Here is a 16,172-nt window from a genome sequence, read left to right on the forward strand (position 1 = left end):
GAGAAAAATCTGGCGGCAGGATGCCAGCAGAATGGAGCAAGCGTTCTCAAGAACAGATTTCCACCAGCGCTGTTCTGACGTTAGCTTAATACAGTAAGCCAGTGGAAAACAGCATTTTTTGCCCCTTGCACTATTAAACATGGGCAACAGCAGAGTCAAAACCGATACTCTTGCCATGCAGATAAAACACAACAGTACTCAGGCAAAATGGGAGGAAGATGGGGCCTCGCTGACTTCGTAGTTGATAGTAATTTCTACCAGCAACTGACGCAGCACCCACGCATCGCTGGCCAGCGCCACATGGCCAACCCCGCCAAAGGCGATATTGCGCGCGCCGGGCAGGTAGGCGGAAGTTTGCGGCGCGACGATATTGTCGTGATACGAATACATCGAGGTGATCAGGGCGCGCGTTTCAGGTGCTTCGCTGGCCGCCAGCTGCGCCAGCCAACCGCTGGGTGCGTCGCCGATACGACTCATCTGCCGCGCATTCACGCCCGCAGCCAGATTGGCCAGCGCCGTGCCGTGGTGCGGCGTGCCGAGGGTGATGATGCGCGCCACGCGGGCCGCGCCATGGCGCCGCAGCCAGGCGCGCGCCACCAGACCGCCCATGCTGTGAGCAACGATGATGATGCGCTCGCTGCCCGTGCGGGCGCACAGCGCCTCGATGGCCTGCTCCACTTGCGGCACGAACTCCTCGATGTCGGCGGCGATGGGTTCCAGGTCGACGCCGTCATGCACGATGCCCGCCTGCGCCAGCTGCCGGCTCAGTTGCGCCCAGTAGCCGCCGTTGCACACATAGCCGTGCACCAGCAGCACCGGCAGGCCCTGGCCGGGCGTGATGCAGTCGGCCGCATGCAGGCGCGGACGCAGCATGCCCCACGACGACGTCCACAGGGTGGCGCGCAACTCGCCCAGGAACAGGCGCGCGGCGCCGCGGACACCGAGCTGATATTCCTGTGGCACGGGGCTGCCAACACTCCGGCTTTGCCAGAAATTGCGCGCCACGATCAGCGCGCGCGCGGCCAGCAGCATGGCGCCCGCCAGCAGCACGGCCATGACGGGCGAAGCGACGCCCCACGCCTGCATGGCCAGGTAGGCCACCCCCAGCACGGCCAGCACCTGCAGCAGCATCAGCCACTTGAGTATGCGCGCGATCACGCCGTCGTCGCAGTAGAAACGGGAACGGGGGCAGGCTTGCCCGTCACCGCTTGCGCCAGGCCGCTGGCAAGGCGCGCGGCCAGCGCATAAATCGTCAGTTGCGGATTGGCGCCTATGGAGGTGGGGAACAGCGAACCGTCGTGCACGGACAGGTTGCGCACGCCGTGGTAGCGACCATCGGCCCCCGTCACGCCCAGGCGGGCATCGTCCGACATGGCGCAGCCGCCCATCACGTGGGCCGACACCACGCGCGCCAGCAAGGCTTTCATCGGCAAATCGCCGATGGCCTGTTTCGCCTGCGCCCAGCTCGTGTAGTGGCCGGCCATCTCATGCACGGGATACACGCTCTGCGCGCCGGCGGCGAACTGGATTTCCGCCATCGACAGCAGCGCGCGCCGCGCGCCATCCCAGATGAAAGGCGTGAGCGGGTAGTCGAGCACGGGCGCGCCGACACTGTCGATGGACACGCTGCCGCCCGCCGAATCATGGTGAAAGCCGTCGCGCAGCAGCGCCAGCAAGCCGTGCACATGGGGGAACTCGCGCATGGTGCGCGCATGTTCATCGCCGAAGCCGCCCATGGTGGTGGCCATCAGCAGCGGATGCAAAGGCGGCGCTTCGAGCTTGTAGCCGATAGGGCCGTCGATGGGCGCCACGTGCAGGAAATGGTCGGAATAGATCGTCTGCGGCGCGCCCGCATAGGCGTCGACGCGCTGCTTGAACAGGCCAGCGGAAATCACAGTCGGATGCAAAAAGGTGCGCCGACCGAGCAAGCCGTGCGGGTCGGGCGCCTGCGAGCGCAGCAGCAGGGCCGGCGAGTTGATGGCGCCGCCGGCCAGCACAAAATGCCTGGCGCGCAGCGTGAGGCGTACGCCCGTCGGCGCCTGCCCGGCAGCATCCAGCGCCGTCACCTGCAGGCTGTCGATACGCTCGCCCTTGAAGCTGAAACGCTGGGCGCGCGCATGCACCAGCAGGCCCGCGCCCAGCGCCAGCGCGGCGGGGATCGTCGTCACCAGCATCGACTGCTTGGCATTCGTCGGGCAGCCCATGCCGCAGTAGCCGAGGTTCCAGCAGCCATTCACATTGCGCCGGATGGCGGCAGTGGGTATGCCCAGCGCCGTGGCGCCACGGCGCAATAAATCGTTGTTTTCATTGGGCGGCGCGGCCCAGTCACTCACGTGCAGGCGTTTTTCCATCATGGCGAACCATGGCGCCATGGCATCCACGGAATAGCCGGACAAAGCAAAATGCTTGCGCCAGTATTCCAGGGTGCCGGGCGGCGTGCGAAAACTCGAGGTCCAGTTGACGGTGGTCGAACCGCCCACGGTGCGCCCCTGCAGGATATTGATCGCCTTGTCGCGCGTCTTGCGCGCGGCCGACTCCTGGTACAACGTGGGATAGGCGTCCGCTTCGCGCATTTTGAAATCCTGCGACGACTTCAAGCCGCCCTCTTCGACAATCAAGACCTTCAGGCCGGCCAGCGCGAGGATTTCCGCCGTCACGCCGCCGCCGGCGCCGCTGCCGATGACGACGACATCGGCCTCGAGGGTGCGGTCGGATACCAGGGTGCTGGCGTCGGTAACGTTCCAGCCGCCGGCCACGCCGATGGCGATGGGGTCGGATATGGGGGATGTGCTCATGGATGCCTTATGCGCTCAGTTCGGGCAGCGGTCCAGGATAGCCGATGGCGGCCCAGTGGGCGGCATCGGCATACCAGGCGCCGAGGATAAGATCGTGCAGGGCCAGATAGGCCGTCTGCAAGGTGGCCAGGCGATGCGTGCGCCACGCCTGCAAGAAGGCTGTCACCTGGCCGGGATCGGCGCCCTGCCAGTCCCCATGTACGCCGGCGACGAAGCGCCGCGCGGGCGCCAGCGCCAACAGGCCAAACAGATCCTGTACTTCCTGCTGCGCCGCCAGGGGCAAGCCGCGGATGGCCGTGTCCACGCCGGCGATGGCGCCATCGAGGGCCGCAGCCCGCGCACCGGCGTCCCGCGGCAGCGCACTACCCAGCATGGAGGGCACGATGGCAGCCAGCGCCGCGCGCGCCGCGCCATCGAGCACAAAACGGCCGGGCGGCGCAGGCCCGCGCACAAGGCGGTAGGCGGCGCCGCCGGCGGCCAGCGCGCAAGCGCCGAGCACGCCCAGTTTCAGAAACGATCTGCGTTGCATCAGCATGTCTCCATTGCCATGTCTCCCCTTGTTTCGTGCCGCCTTTTGCCGGCCAGTGTACGCCAAAGGAAGCGGCGCTCCGCGCGCAAAAACTAGAGCGGCGCGTCTAGTTTTTGCGACTGCATCCATAGCAGCAGCATGGCCAGCAGCGCTGCCAGCGCGCCGCCGAGGGCGATGGCGGGCAAGCCGAAGACGACGATCAGCGCGCCGCCCAGCACCCCGCCCGCCGCCGTGCCCGCGTTGAAGGCGGCAATATTGAGCCCCGCCGCCACCGCATCGCTGCCCGGGCAATGCTGCTGCGCCAGGCGTAGCAAGCGCATGGTCGACAGGGTCACGAGGGCGAAAAACAGCAAGCCCAGGGTGCCGCACAGGGCCAGCAGGGCCAGTGGCGCGGCGCGCAGCGCATAAAATCCCAGCAAATTGATCGCCAGCGCGGCCAGGGCCAGCACGCTGCAGCGCAACGCGGAAGGGCGATCCGCGCACCAGCCGCCCAGCAGGTTCCCCCCGATGGCGCACACGCCAAAGCACAGCATGGCGGCGCCCAGCCAGTCCGCGTCCAGCCCGCCCAGTTGCAACAGAAAGGGCGAGACATACGTGAAAAAACTGAAGGTAGCCACGCTGACCAGCGCCGCCACGCCAGCGGCCAGCAGCAGGGGCGCTTGCAAGATGGCGCGCAGGCTGTCCAGGGCCGATGCGGCGGCGGCGTCCTGGCGCGCGGCCGGCATGGCGAAGCGCAAGCCGGCCGCGCCGCACAGGGCCAGCACGCCGATGGCGGCAAATACCCAGCGCCACGACGACACGGCGCCCAGCCACGTCCCCAGTGGCACGCCGCCGGCCAGCGCCAGGGTCAGGCCCAGCCAGACGATGGACAGCGCCCTTCCCGCACGGCCAGGGTCGACCAGGTTGGTGGCCGCGTGCGACGCCACGGCCATGAACACGCCATGCGCGAGGCCCACGACAAGGCGCACGCCCAGCAGCGCTCCCAGCGCCGGCGCTTGCGCCATGGCCACGCTGCCCGCCGCCAGCACGAGCATGGTGGCCACCAGTATCTGGCGCGTGGGGCGGCGCGCCAGCATGGCCGTCAGCACGGGCGCGCCGATGGCCGCCCCCAGCGCATACGCGGCAATGGCGCCGCCGGCCGCCGCCACGCTGGCGTGCAAGTCGCGCGCCATAGGGGTCAACAGGCCGGCGGCGATGAATTCGCACAAGCCGAAGGCAAAGCTGCACAAGGACAGCCAATAAATAGAAGGGGGCAGCGCGCGGCTGCGCGCCGAAACGTTGGACATGGCCATTCCTGACAATCAAAACGCCATGCTGGCCCCTGGGCCATCATCTGTAAAATATCTTATTTATATTGGAATGAGATACTAAAAGTCTCATTGAAGCGCAGACAGGCGCAGTTGCGCCAGCAGGCGTTCGCGCACGGGAGAATCGCGCTGCGGGTCCCACGCCATGTACAGGTCGAGCTGGCGCAGCGGCGCGGGCGCATCGCTGTGCAGCGGCAGCATGACGACGCCGGCAGGCCTGGACGACGCCAGGCTGGCGGGCAGCAGGGCCACGCCGAAACCGGCCGCCACCAGGCCCAGTACCGTTTGCAAGCGGCGCGCCTGCTGCACCACGTGCGGCACGAAGCCCGCATGCAGGCACAGGCTCGCCAACTGGTCATGAAAACCCTGGCCCAGGTCGCGTGGAGAAGCGACGAAATCGTCACCGGCCAGGTCCGCCAGTTCCACCCTCGCCTGGCCCGCGCAGCGGTGACTCAAGGGCAGCGCTGCGACGATGTCTTCGCCGGACAGGCGCTCGAAGCGCAAGCCTGGCGTGCTGCGCCCGGGCGCGCGCAGCAGGGCGATATCGATGTCGCCCTGCTCCAGCCACTCGACTTGCTGCTGCGTCGACGCTTCGCGCAAGGTGAACTGCACGGCGGGCGAAGCGGCACGGAAGGCGCGCAAGGCTTGCAATACGTGGGCATACGGCGTGATGTGGATGAAACTGAGGCGCAAATGACCTTCGATGCCCTGCGCCACGCGACGCGTGGCCGCCACGCCCTCTTCCAGGCTGGCCAGCACCTGGCGCGCCGTGACCAGGAAAGTGACGCCGGCCGGCGTCAAGCTGACCTTGCGGTTGCTGCGTTCGAATACGGGGTAACCCAGCGCCGCTTCCAGCCGCAGGATCGCCTGCGACAACGGCGGCTGCGCCATGTGCAGCCGTTCGGCCGCGCGGCGGAAATTGAGTTCCTCGGCGACGGCGATGAACTGGCGCAGCAGCCGGGTTTCTATCATGGCCCTTTTTTGGCTACCGCCAGGATATGGCGCGCGATGCCGCGCAGGATATTGACTTCTTCCGTTTCCAGTCCCGTGCGCGAAAACAGGCGTTTCAGGCGCGGCATGAGCTTTTTCGGATTATCGGCATCGAGGAAGTCGATGGCCACCAGCGCCTGCTGCAAGTGCTCGTACATGCCGTCGACCTGCGCCAGGCTGGCCGCGTCGCCATGGAAACCGACGGGACTGGCGAGTTGTTCATCGCCGAGGGCCGCCACGCGGCATTCATAGGCCACGACCTGCGCCGCCTGCGACAGGTTCAGCGAGGAATACGCGGGATTGGCGGGAATGTTGATCAGCACATTGCACTGCTCGACGATCTCGTTGGGCAAGCCGAAGCGCTCGTTGCCGAAGATGACGGCCGCGTGCAAGTCTGCACTGGCGGCCAATTGCGCGGCGATGGCGCGCGGGGCGGTGACGGGCGGCGAAAATTCGCGCAATCTGGCCGACACGGCGGCCGCGTAATTGCAGCCCTCAAGCGCCTCGGCGATCGAGCCGACGATGCGCGCGCCAGCCAGAATATCCTGAGCGCCGCTGGCGAAGGCCACCGCTTCCGCATCCGTCAAGGCATCGGGAAAACGCGGATTAACCAGCACCAGATCGGAAAAACCCATCGTTTTCATGGCCCGCGCGACGCCGCCAATGTTGCCAGGACGACTAGTTTCGACAAGAATAAATCGCAGGCGTTTGAAAAGAGACGTGTTGATTTCGGGCAGATTCATTTAAAATAGCGCTATTGCGCGGTATCGATACAGGAAATTTCGGGAAACGGAGTCACAAAACGCTGACTCCAGGCCGGGATTTTAACCACTTCGGCACCGCTCCGCTCTTTAATTCATTCTTGCACTCTATCGTACCGGCGCCGCAAGGCGACGCTGGGCGGTCGCGTGCTTTTAACGGAAGCTCATATGCACCCAATGCTCAACACGGCGATCAAAGCCGCCCGCCGCGGCGCCGCCGTCATCAATCGCGCCTCTTTTGACCTCGACCGCGTCGTCGTCACGGAAAAACAACATAACGATTTCGTCACCGACGTCGACCAGGCGGCCGAACAAGCCATCATCGAGGTGCTGTCCAAAGCCTACCCGGACCACGCGTTCCTGGCTGAGGAATCGGGAGCTTCCGCCAACTCGCACGACGAGAATGAATATCAGTGGATCATCGACCCGATCGATGGCACCACCAACTTTATCCACGGCTTCCCGCAATACTGCATCTCGATCGCCCTCGCGCATCGCGGCGTCGTCACGCAAGCCGTCATCTACGACCCGGTACGCAACGACCTGTTCACGGCCACCAAGGGCGCCGGCGCTTACCTGAACGAAAAGCGCATCCGCGTCACCAAGCTCGATCGCATCTCGAACGCCCTGCTGGGCACCGGCTACGTGGCCGGCAGCGCCCGCGCGCTCGATGAATACCTGAAGATGTACGCGATCATGGGTGAACGCAGCCAGGGCGTACGCCGCGCCGGCTCGGCCGCGCTGGACCTGGCCTACGTCGCTTGCGGCCGCCTGGACGGTTTCTACGAAAAAGGCTTGAAGCCTTGGGATATCGCCGCCGGCGCCCTGATGATCACGGAATCGGGCGGCATCGTCGGTGAATTTTCCGGCGAGTCGGACTACCTCTACAAGGGCGACGTCATCGCCGCCAGCCCGAAGATCTTTGGCCAGATGATCACCCTGCTGACGCCTTTCGCCTGATTGCCACGCGCACTCTGATGTGAAAAAAAGCTGCCGGAGGAAACTCCGGCAGCTTTTTTTTGAGCGCCGGCCAGCCCTCAGCCGCCCCGCCGGCGGGCGGTGGGGCCGTGGCATCATTGAAAATCAATGGCCTTCGCTGGCGTTGAACATGGATTTGGCGTAGACCAGGCCCAGGCCATAGCCGCCGCCGTGCGCCACGGCCGTCGCCACCGTTTCGTCGTAGGTCTCGCTGCGGGCCCAGTCGCGCTGCAGCTCCAGCAAATACTGCACGGACGTCATCGGCTGTGCGCCCGCCTGCAACATGCGCTGCATGGCCATCGCATGGGCTTCGTCGGAGACATCGCCGCTGGCGTCGGCGATCACGTACACATCAAAACCCTGCTCCAGCGCCGACAGTGCGGGGCCGACGATGCAGACGGACGTCCACAGTCCTGCCAGCACGATCTTGCCCTTGCCGTAGCCATTCACCTTGTCGGCGATACGCGCATCTTCCCAAGTGTTCATCGTGCTGCGGTCGATCGGCGCCTGTTCCGGGAAGACGGACTGGATTTCATCGAAGATCGGGCCGGAGAACGATTTGGCTGCCACCGTCGTCAGTATCGTCGGCACCTTGAATTGCGCCGCCGCCTTGGCCACCAGGGCCGCATTGTTGCGCAGCAGGGCCAAGTCGATGGAACGGGTGGCGAACGCCATCTGCGACTGGTGGTCGATCATGATCAGGGTATGATCGTTCGGGGTCAGCAGTTTTTGTGCGGCTTGGGCGGTGGCGATAGGCATGATGTTTTCCTTAGTGAAAATAATTGAATATAAAAAAGGGCTGTCCTTGTATGACGCTTCTGCTCCTGCCCTTGCGTCACGCTGTGTGTACAGGGCCAGTGCTATGCAGTATGTACGCGATGCTGTGAAAATAAAAACGGAAAGAATGCCAAGCTATATGCAATTTTTTCGATGATAGGAAACAGGCGCAGCAACACGCTGCACATCAAGGAGAAAACATGGGATTTGAATTCAGGGTCACGGCCAGCCTGACGCAGGAACAGCGCCAGCACATTGCGCAGATGCCAGAGTTGGCGGCGCCGGCGCCGCGCCCGCCCGGCGGCGCCATGCCCGACACCGACGCCAGGCTGACGGATGCCGGCCTGTATATCTGCCAGCACCTGCGCCCGGACCCGTGGCACGGCCTGGCCGCCCTGCGCGTCTGGCTCGATGCGCAGGGCGTGGACTACGCCGTTGCGGAGATCGACGACTAGGCAAACGCTACAAGAGGCCTTCAAGCATGACGCGCAGCGTGCGGTCGCTACCCGTATCGACCGTACGCAGCAGGCTGCCGGCGCCATCTGCATACAGGCTGCGCGTGCGCTCAAGCTGGCGCAGCAGATCGGCGCCCGACAGGCGCAGCCGCAGCCGGTCGCTGAATTTCCACAGCGCGTACAGATCCAGTTCGCGCCGGGCGCCCTGCCAGGCCAGCAACTGCTTCGATGCGCGCGACAGTGCACCGCCCTGGAAATGCAGATTGCCGCCCAGGGTCAACGGCTTGCTGGCCAGCCGGTAATCCGCGCCCAGGTTGGCGCTCCACGGCAACTGGCCATCGAGGCGGTTGTCCGGGCCGGCGACGGCGTCCACCGACGACCAGTTGCGCGCCACGTCCGCCCGCAGGTCCAGCGCGGGGGCGCCGACCAGCAGCGCTGCCAGCGGCAGCTTCGCTTCCAGTGCGATACCGCGCACCTGCGCCCCGCCCTGGTTGACAGGCGTAGCCACCCAGCGCCCGTTCTGCTGGTACAGCCGGTCCAGCATCACGTCGCCGATGCGCCGCAGCGAGGCGCTGGCGGACAGCATCGCGCCTTCCCCAGGATAGTATTCATAGGCCGCATCCAAGCCCCACGCCAGTTCCGGGCGCAGCGCCGGGTTGCCCTGCTTGTCGGGATTCGCGGGGCTATTGCCGTTGTCGACAAGGTAGGGGCGCGGGATCAGCTGGAACATCTGCGGCGCCTTGTAGGTGCGCGTGACGGCCAGGCGCACTTGATCCTTGCCGGCGAGCTTATACAGGCTTTGCAGCACGGGGCTCCACACTTGCGCGCGCACGTCGACGGGGCCAGCGCCACCGGTGGCGCTGGCCGTGCGCCAGGTTTCCCAGCGCAGCCCCAGATACAGCGACCAGCGCGCGGAGACATCCCATTCATCCTGCGCGAACAGGGCCAGGCGCCGCACCGTGGTCGCATAGTCTTGGTCCGGTAGCACAGGCGGCCCGCCCGGCGACAACTGGCGCTCGCGGCGAAACTGCGTGCGCCGCCGCTGACCCACCTCCCAGCCCGCCGCCAGCGCGTGGCCCTCGCCCAGCGTCCGGCGATAGGTGCCGCTGGTCTGCACGCCCGCCTCGTCCACGCCTGCATCGACCCGGCGCACATTCGCCGGCCCGGTCGCGGCGCCGTCACTCTGGAACAGATAGTCGCTGCTGCGATAGTTGACGTCGAGGCCAAGTTTGATATCGAGGCTGGCCCCCTGTCCGAGCTTGCGCAGCCAGTGCAGATCGCTGCGCACGGTGCCGCTGTCCTGCCTGAAGGTGGCGTCATTGTCCGGATAGTCGGTATGGCCGCCCAGGTAAGACGTTTCCACCACCTGGCGATGGCTGGCCAGGCGGCGCCAGTTGACCAGGCTTTGCCAGGCCAGGCTGCCTTCGCCCGCCAGCGCCCATTGCAAACGGGGCGCCAGCTCGAACGTATCGCTCGTCACGCGCTCCGTCAGCGGCAAATGGCGCACCGCCGTGGGTCTGCCATCCGCATCGTATGCGCGGTTCCATTCATCGAGCAGCGCCTGGCGGCCCGTGTGACTAAGCGTGCCGGCCAGCGCATACGACAGGCGGCCGTCCTTGTCGGCCCACTGCACCGTGGCGCTGCCGGCGGGCATGCCATGGCTGCCGGACGCCCCCAGCTTGAAGGTGCGCTCGCGCCGCTTGCCCGATTTTTTCAGCACGATGTTGATGGAACCGGCGATCGCCTCGGCGGAAAATTGCGCCGTGGCGGCGCGCATGATTTCCACGCGCTCGACCAGTTCCGGGTCCAGAGAATCGAGCGAAAACCCGGGCGGCACGGGCACGCCGTCGAGCATGACGAGGGTATAACCCTGGCCCAGCCCGCGCAGCTGGATTTGCCCACCCTGCCCCGTGCCTGCTGGCGCGCCGCCGATGGAAATGCCGGGCAGGCGCTTCAAGGCGTCGGACAAGGTACGGTCACCCTGGCGTATCAATTCCTCGTGACCGACGACGATGGCGGCGACGGTGTCGTTACGGCGCTGATCCACTTTGCCGGCATGCACCGTCACGGAAGGAAGGACGTCTTCGGCACGGACGTGCGCCATCAACGGCAGCGCAAGGCTGCACAATAGAATACTCAATCGCATGGGAAATCCTGAAAGGTCTGGGGTGGTGTCGGCTTGTGCGCTCGTGCGCTCATCCGACCTGCGACCAGGTAAAACTAGCGGCCGAACTGCTCCTTGCGCAGGCGCAGGGCGCGCGCGGTGGCGCTGGCATCGAGATCGAGATCGGCCAGCCACTGTTGCGGATCCTGCAGGCGCCCGTCGCGGGTCACCTCGAAATGCAAATGCGGCCCCGTCGCCAGACCTGTGGCGCCCACCGTGCCGATGGCCTGCCCGGCCGTAACGGCCATGCCGGTAGTGAGGGTGACACTGTCTAGGTGGGCATACAGCGACTCGATGCCAGCACCATGGTCGATGCGGACGGCCTTGCCGAGGCGCGCATCTTCACTGACGCTGGCGATGCCGTCGGCAGCCGCATGCACGGGCGTGCCGCGCCTGGCGCCCAGATCGATGCCGCGGTGGCCTTGTGGCGTCATCTGGCGCACCACGCCAAAGAAGCCGGTCACACGCATGCTGTCCAGGGGATTGCGCCAGACAGCTGGCGCCGTCGCCGGCGCGGTGAGCGTGGCTGCGGGCGCGGCAGCCACGTCCCACGCCAGTGCCGGCTGCAGCGCCAGGCTGGCCGCGCCGATCGCGCACAGCAGCAACGCTACCACCATGCGCAAGGCCGCAGGTGGGCGCCCCTGCCCGTCACGCATGCGCAGCAGGCGCTCGGCCATGCTGCCGCCGCCAAAGGCCAGCCCCGGCAGCGGCTGCGTCTGCAGCCCCAACTGCCTGACCAGGGCCGCCGCATATTGCTGGCGCTGGCGCGCTGGGCGGCCGGCCAATATCTGGCGGTCGCAAGCGAGCTCCTGCGCCCAAACCAGCTGGCCGGCCAGCCAGCGCGCGACCGGATTGAACCACAGCAGGGCCTGCAGCATGCTGGCCAGCAACTGGATCACGGGGTCACGCCGGCGTGCATGGGTCAGCTCATGGGCGATCACCATCTGCTGCTGTTCGGTCGTAAAGTGCGCCAGGTGCGCCGGCAACAGCAGACGTGGCCGCCACACGCCCACCAGCATCGGCGAGATCGGCGCATCCACTTCCAGCACGTCCATGCCATGCAGTCGGCGCCACCGCGCCAGCCGGAGCAAGGTACGCAACATGGCGTGGCCACGCTGCCAGCGCCAGGCTGCACAAGCGACACCCAGAAGATAGATCAGGCCCCAGGCGGACGGCACCAGGACCAGCCAGGAAGCAGCCGATGGCAAACCTGCAGCTGGCACAGCCGAGACCATCGGCACCTCGGGCGCCGCGCTGACCAGGGAAACGGGCACGCTCAGCTCGGACACCACGCGCAGCTGGCGCGCGTCAGGCAGCAGCGGCAACACAAACACGGCAGCCAGCACCAGTTGGGCACCGAGCCACACGCTGCGCTGCGCTGCCAGCGCGGGCCAGCGCCGCTGCGCCAGACTCAGCATTGCCCACAGCAGGGGGCCGGTCACGAGACAGGCGGCACTGGCTTGCAACAGCGTGAGAGAAAACAGCAGCATCGCTTACTCCTTTCCCTCGATCGGCCAATCCTGCAATAGTTGCTCCAGTGCCGACAGTTCCTGCTGGTCCACCAGTTTGCTGCCGGTAAACATACTGACCGGCAAGGGACTGTCAATTTCCATCACGCGACGGCCAAAGTCGTGGGCAAACGCGGCCAGGGTGGCCACCTTGTCCACGTTCGCCTCATACACGAGCACGCCATGCACGCTGCGCTGCAGCAGCATGCCCTTGTCCAGCATCCGCTCAAGCGTCTTGCGCGTGGATGAAAACGACCATCCCAGCTCGTCTTCCACCCTGGCGTGCAATTCACGCGCGGACAGCGGGTGGTCTTTCCACAAGGCTTTCAATAACGACAGTTCGGTAACGGATGGCGTGCTCATGGAAATCTCCTTGTGTGACGAATGAACCAATTATGCGACAATTGTCACATGCAACACAAGCGAAATCTGCGACACGTGTCGCATCACCGCTTCAAAACTCTTCCCATTCGTCATTCCGGGTCTGGCGTTTATCACCGTGCGCTGGCGGCGGACGCGCCGGCGCCGCACTGGCCGGCAAGGCCATGGGCGCGGGACGTGCCGGACGGGCGGGCGCACGCGCGGACGGCGGCGCGACCGGAGCGGCCGCCTGGCGGTGGAGCACTGGCGGCGCTGCGTCCACCTGCGCGGTCCTGAACACGCTCACAGCATCGGCCAGCCGGGCGGCCTGCTCCTGCATGGATTCGGCCGCTGCGGCAGCCTCTTCCACCAGCGCTGCGTTCTGCTGGGTCACCTGGTCCATTTCGCCGATGGCCTGGTTGACTTGCTCGATGCCGGCCCGTTGCTCGTCGCTGGCGGACGATATCTGCCCGACAATGCCGCTGACCTTGTGCACGCTATCGACGATCTCGCGCATGGTGTGGCCCGCCTCGTCGACCAGGCGCGCGCCGCTCTCCACCTGGGCTACCGAATCATTGATCAAGCCCTTGATTTCCCTGGCGGCGCCGGCCGAGCGTTGCGCCAGGTTGCGCACCTCGGTGGCGACGACGGCAAAGCCGCGCCCCTGTTCGCCCGCCCGGGCCGCCTCCACGGCCGCATTCAGGGCCAGGATATTCGTCTGGAAGGCGATGCCGTCGATGACGCCGATGATGTCGACGATCTTGCGCGACGAGTCGTTGATCGAGCCCATGGTGTCCACCACTTGCGCCACCACGCTGCCGCCCTTGCCGGCCACGATGGAGGCCGATGCCGCCAGGGCGTTGGCCTCGCTGGCATTCTGCGCATTGCGCTGTACCGTGCTGGTCAGTTCCTCCATCGACGAAGCCGTCTCTTCCAGCGAACTGGCCTGCTGTTCCGTGCGCGCGGACAGGTCGATATTGCCCGAAGCAATCTGGCGCGAGACCGTGGCGATGGCCTGCGTGCCGCCCCGCACTTCCGTGACGATGCGCAGCAGGCTGGCCGTCATGTCTTTCAATGCCTGCATCAGCTCGCCCGTTTCATCCTTCGAGCGCACGTCGACCTGCACCGTCAGGTCGCCCTGCGCCACCTGCCTGGCCACGTCGATGGCCGAACGCAGCGGCGCACTGATGTTATGTCCCAGCCACCAGGCGATGATGGCGGCCAGGAACAAGGTCACGGCGCCGCCGCCCAGCAAGGTCCAGTACGTCTGCACCTGCAAGGCCGCCGCCGCTTCCGAGCGACGCGCCAGCAGCACGGTTTCCGCCTGGCCGATATCGCCCAGCAGTGCCCGCATGGCATCCATGCCCTGCTTGCCCCTGCCCTCCTTCACCAGCGCCAGCACGGGCTCGATGGCCGCCGTGCCCTGCGCCACGGCGCGCCGCAGGGCGATCACGGGGTCGAGCGCGCCGGCCTGCCAGGCCTGCCTGGCCGCATCAAGCTTGGCCAGGCGCTCCTGCTGGGCCGGGTTATCGCTGGTCAAGGCGCGCGCCGTGGCCAGGTGCGCGCCGAACGCGGACTGACCCGCCTTGTATGGCTCCAGCGACGCCTCGGCGCCCGTGATCACGTAGCCGCGCTGGCCCGTTTCCATATTGATCAGGCTTTCCAGGATCTCGCTGTTTTTAGCGAGCACCTGGTAAGTGTGGGTATTGATGGCATTGGCATCGGCCAACCGAGAGACATTCAATGTGGCGACGCTGACCAGGACGGCCAGCAACAGGACGATGGTGCCGAAACCGCCATACAGGCGGGTGGCGATGCGAAGATCGGCGATACGCATGATATTCCTCCGGGAATGAACACCCCGGCGCCACGGTGAGTCCCGCGCATGGAGTGTTACAGACCATCATAGGGAAGAACGACTATGGGGAGCGCGCCCTAGCCATGCATTTCCTTGAGCTCTGCCATTGCGTCCCTGAAACAAAACAGGCGCGTTTTTGCCAGGCTGTTATACTTCGCGTGTGCGGCACATATGACCAGTCCCCTTGCCGCTGTCTTTCGACCCCTAATCTGATTGCCTGCGACTGGCGCCCCCCGATGGCGACAGGCCGATCTCACAATAAAGTTACCATGTCCTTTTCCTCCCTCGGATTGTCCGACGCTATCGTACGTGCCGTTACCGAACACGGCTACACCGTGCCGACCCCCATCCAGTCGCAGGCGATTCCCGCAGTGCTGGCTGGCGGCGACTTGCTGGCCGGCGCACAGACCGGTACCGGCAAGACGGCCGGCTTCACCCTGCCCGTGCTGCACCGCCTGTCGACCGATGCGAATGGCGCATCCATCACCAGCAACACCTCGACGCGCCCGATCCGCGCCCTGATCCTGGCACCGACGCGCGAACTCGCCGCGCAGGTCGAGGAAAGCGTGCGCGCCTACAGCAAGTACACCAAATTGAACTCCACCGTGATCTTCGGCGGCGTCGGCATCAACCCGCAAATCAAGCAGCTCAAGCATGGCGTCGACATCCTCGTCGCCACGCCGGGCCGTTTGCTGGACCACATGGGCCAGGGCACCGTTGACCTGTCGAAAGTGGAAATCCTGATCCTGGACGAAGCGGACCGCATGCTCGATATGGGTTTCATCCGCGACATCAAGAAAGTGCTGGCCGTGCTGCCGCCAAAACGCCAGAACCTGCTGTTCTCGGCCACGTTCTCGGAAGAGATCAAGGCCCTGGCCGACGGCTTGCTGAACAAGCCAGCCATGATCGAAGTGGCGCGCCGCAATTCGACCGTGGAAGTGATTAAGCAAAAGATCCATCCGGTCGACCGCGACAAGAAGCACCCGATGCTGTCCTACCTGATCAAGTCGAACAACTGGACCCAAGTGCTGGTGTTTACGCGTACCAAGCATGGTGCGAATAAACTGGTCGAGCAACTGGGCGCAGACGGCATCGGCGCCCTGGCCATCCACGGCAACAAGAGCCAGTCGGCGCGCACGCGCGCGCTGTCCGAGTTCAAGGATGGCACCCTGCAAGTGCTGGTCGCCACCGACATCGCCGCGCGCGGTATCGATATCGACCAGTTGCCGCACGTCGTCAACTACGACTTGCCGAACATTCCGGAAGACTATGTGCACCGTATCGGCCGCACGGGCCGCGCCGGTGCCAAGGGTGAGGCCGTGTCGCTGGTCTGCGTGGATGAGCACGAAATGTTGAAAGACATCGAAAAGCTGATCAAGCAAACCCTGCCGCGCGAAGTCATCGAAGGCTTCGAGCCTGACCTGAATGCCCGCGCCCAGCCTGTGCAATTGCGCAGCGGCACCGGCGGCCACCGCAACAACAGCCGCGCGCCAGCCGGCGCCGTGGTGCGCGTGAAAACCGGCGGCAGCGGCGCCAAGCCACGCAGCGCCGGCCCTTCGGGCGGCGGTGGCGGCGGCAACCGTAGCGGCAATGCGCCGCGTTCGGCAGCGTCGCACCGTTCCGGCGGCCGCGGCCGCTAATACACGGCTGCAAACCTGCTGCGCGGGGCGCTATCGATGCTCCCGCTCGC

14 protein-coding genes are annotated in these 16,172 nt (G+C 65.7%); 3 read left to right on the plus strand and 11 right to left on the minus strand.

What is annotated here, in order from left to right; all coding sequences use genetic code 11:
- Positions 1 to 198 precede the first annotated feature (198 nt).
- The 6 genes from K0F85_RS12305 to K0F85_RS12330 form a co-directional block, all read right to left on the minus strand.
- A complete protein-coding gene (locus K0F85_RS12305) occupies positions 199 to 1,158 on the minus strand; it encodes a triacylglycerol lipase (RefSeq protein ID WP_257572720.1) in 960 nt (319 codons plus the stop codon).
- Positions 1,155 to 2,795, minus strand: coding sequence for a GMC family oxidoreductase (locus K0F85_RS12310; protein WP_219116289.1), 1,641 nt, complete (start codon positions 2,793 to 2,795; stop codon positions 1,155 to 1,157). The genes K0F85_RS12305 and K0F85_RS12310 overlap by 4 nt, the downstream gene beginning before the upstream one ends.
- A gap of 7 nt (positions 2,796 to 2,802) precedes the next feature.
- Positions 2,803 to 3,330 carry a hypothetical protein gene (locus K0F85_RS12315; protein WP_219116290.1) on the minus strand — a complete coding sequence of 176 codons (528 nt, stop codon included), beginning with the start codon at positions 3,328 to 3,330 and terminating at the stop codon, positions 2,803 to 2,805.
- Positions 3,331 to 3,416: 86 nt separating this feature from the next.
- Complete coding sequence (locus K0F85_RS12320) at positions 3,417 to 4,610, minus strand: MFS transporter (RefSeq protein WP_257572722.1); 1,194 nt, start codon at positions 4,608 to 4,610, stop codon at positions 3,417 to 3,419.
- Between the two features lie 90 nt (positions 4,611 to 4,700).
- The gene (locus K0F85_RS12325; RefSeq protein ID WP_219116291.1) at positions 4,701 to 5,603 is read right to left on the minus strand and encodes a LysR substrate-binding domain-containing protein; all 903 of its coding nucleotides are present in this window, start codon (positions 5,601 to 5,603) and stop codon (positions 4,701 to 4,703) included.
- Positions 5,600 to 6,364, minus strand: coding sequence for an RNA methyltransferase (locus K0F85_RS12330; RefSeq protein WP_219116292.1), 765 nt, complete (start codon positions 6,362 to 6,364; stop codon positions 5,600 to 5,602). The genes K0F85_RS12325 and K0F85_RS12330 overlap by 4 nt, the downstream gene beginning before the upstream one ends.
- A 195-nt stretch (positions 6,365 to 6,559) precedes the next feature.
- Here K0F85_RS12330 and K0F85_RS12335 point away from each other — a divergent pair, with 195 nt between their 5' ends.
- Entirely contained in the window at positions 6,560 to 7,342 is a 783-nt protein-coding gene (locus K0F85_RS12335) for an inositol monophosphatase family protein (protein WP_035826389.1), read from the plus strand.
- Positions 7,343 to 7,465: 123 nt separating this feature from the next.
- Here K0F85_RS12335 and K0F85_RS12340 read toward each other — a convergent pair whose 3' ends face one another.
- Positions 7,466 to 8,119: a hydrolase gene (locus K0F85_RS12340; RefSeq protein WP_219116293.1), complete on the minus strand. Its 654-nt coding sequence runs from the start codon at positions 8,117 to 8,119 to the stop codon at positions 7,466 to 7,468.
- Between the two features lie 218 nt (positions 8,120 to 8,337).
- Between K0F85_RS12340 and K0F85_RS12345 the strand changes: the two genes are divergently transcribed.
- Positions 8,338 to 8,592, plus strand: coding sequence for a hypothetical protein (locus tag K0F85_RS12345; protein ID WP_219116294.1), 255 nt, complete (start codon positions 8,338 to 8,340; stop codon positions 8,590 to 8,592).
- A gap of 7 nt (positions 8,593 to 8,599) precedes the next feature.
- On the opposite strand, the gene K0F85_RS12350 is transcribed toward K0F85_RS12345, so the two are convergent.
- The 4 genes from K0F85_RS12350 to K0F85_RS12365 form a co-directional block, all read right to left on the minus strand.
- Positions 8,600 to 10,738, minus strand: coding sequence for a TonB-dependent siderophore receptor (locus tag K0F85_RS12350; protein WP_219116295.1), 2,139 nt, complete (start codon positions 10,736 to 10,738; stop codon positions 8,600 to 8,602).
- A gap of 74 nt (positions 10,739 to 10,812) precedes the next feature.
- Positions 10,813 to 12,246, minus strand: a complete 1,434-nt coding sequence (locus K0F85_RS12355) for a M23/M56 family metallopeptidase (RefSeq protein WP_219116296.1) — start codon at positions 12,244 to 12,246, stop codon at positions 10,813 to 10,815.
- 3 nt (positions 12,247 to 12,249) lie between these two features.
- Positions 12,250 to 12,627, minus strand: coding sequence for a BlaI/MecI/CopY family transcriptional regulator (locus K0F85_RS12360; protein WP_219116297.1), 378 nt, complete (start codon positions 12,625 to 12,627; stop codon positions 12,250 to 12,252).
- Between the two features lie 91 nt (positions 12,628 to 12,718).
- Complete coding sequence (locus K0F85_RS12365; protein ID WP_219116298.1) at positions 12,719 to 14,461, minus strand: methyl-accepting chemotaxis protein; 1,743 nt, start codon at positions 14,459 to 14,461, stop codon at positions 12,719 to 12,721.
- A 290-nt stretch (positions 14,462 to 14,751) separates the two neighbouring features.
- Between K0F85_RS12365 and K0F85_RS12370 the strand changes: the two genes are divergently transcribed.
- A complete protein-coding gene (locus K0F85_RS12370; protein ID WP_034758850.1) occupies positions 14,752 to 16,122 on the plus strand; it encodes a DEAD/DEAH box helicase in 1,371 nt (456 codons plus the stop codon).
- The last annotated feature ends 50 nt before the right edge of the window (positions 16,123 to 16,172 follow it).

Source organism: Janthinobacterium sp. UMAB-56 (assembly GCF_900095265.1).
Classification (GTDB): Bacteria; Pseudomonadota; Gammaproteobacteria; order Burkholderiales; family Burkholderiaceae_D; genus Janthinobacterium.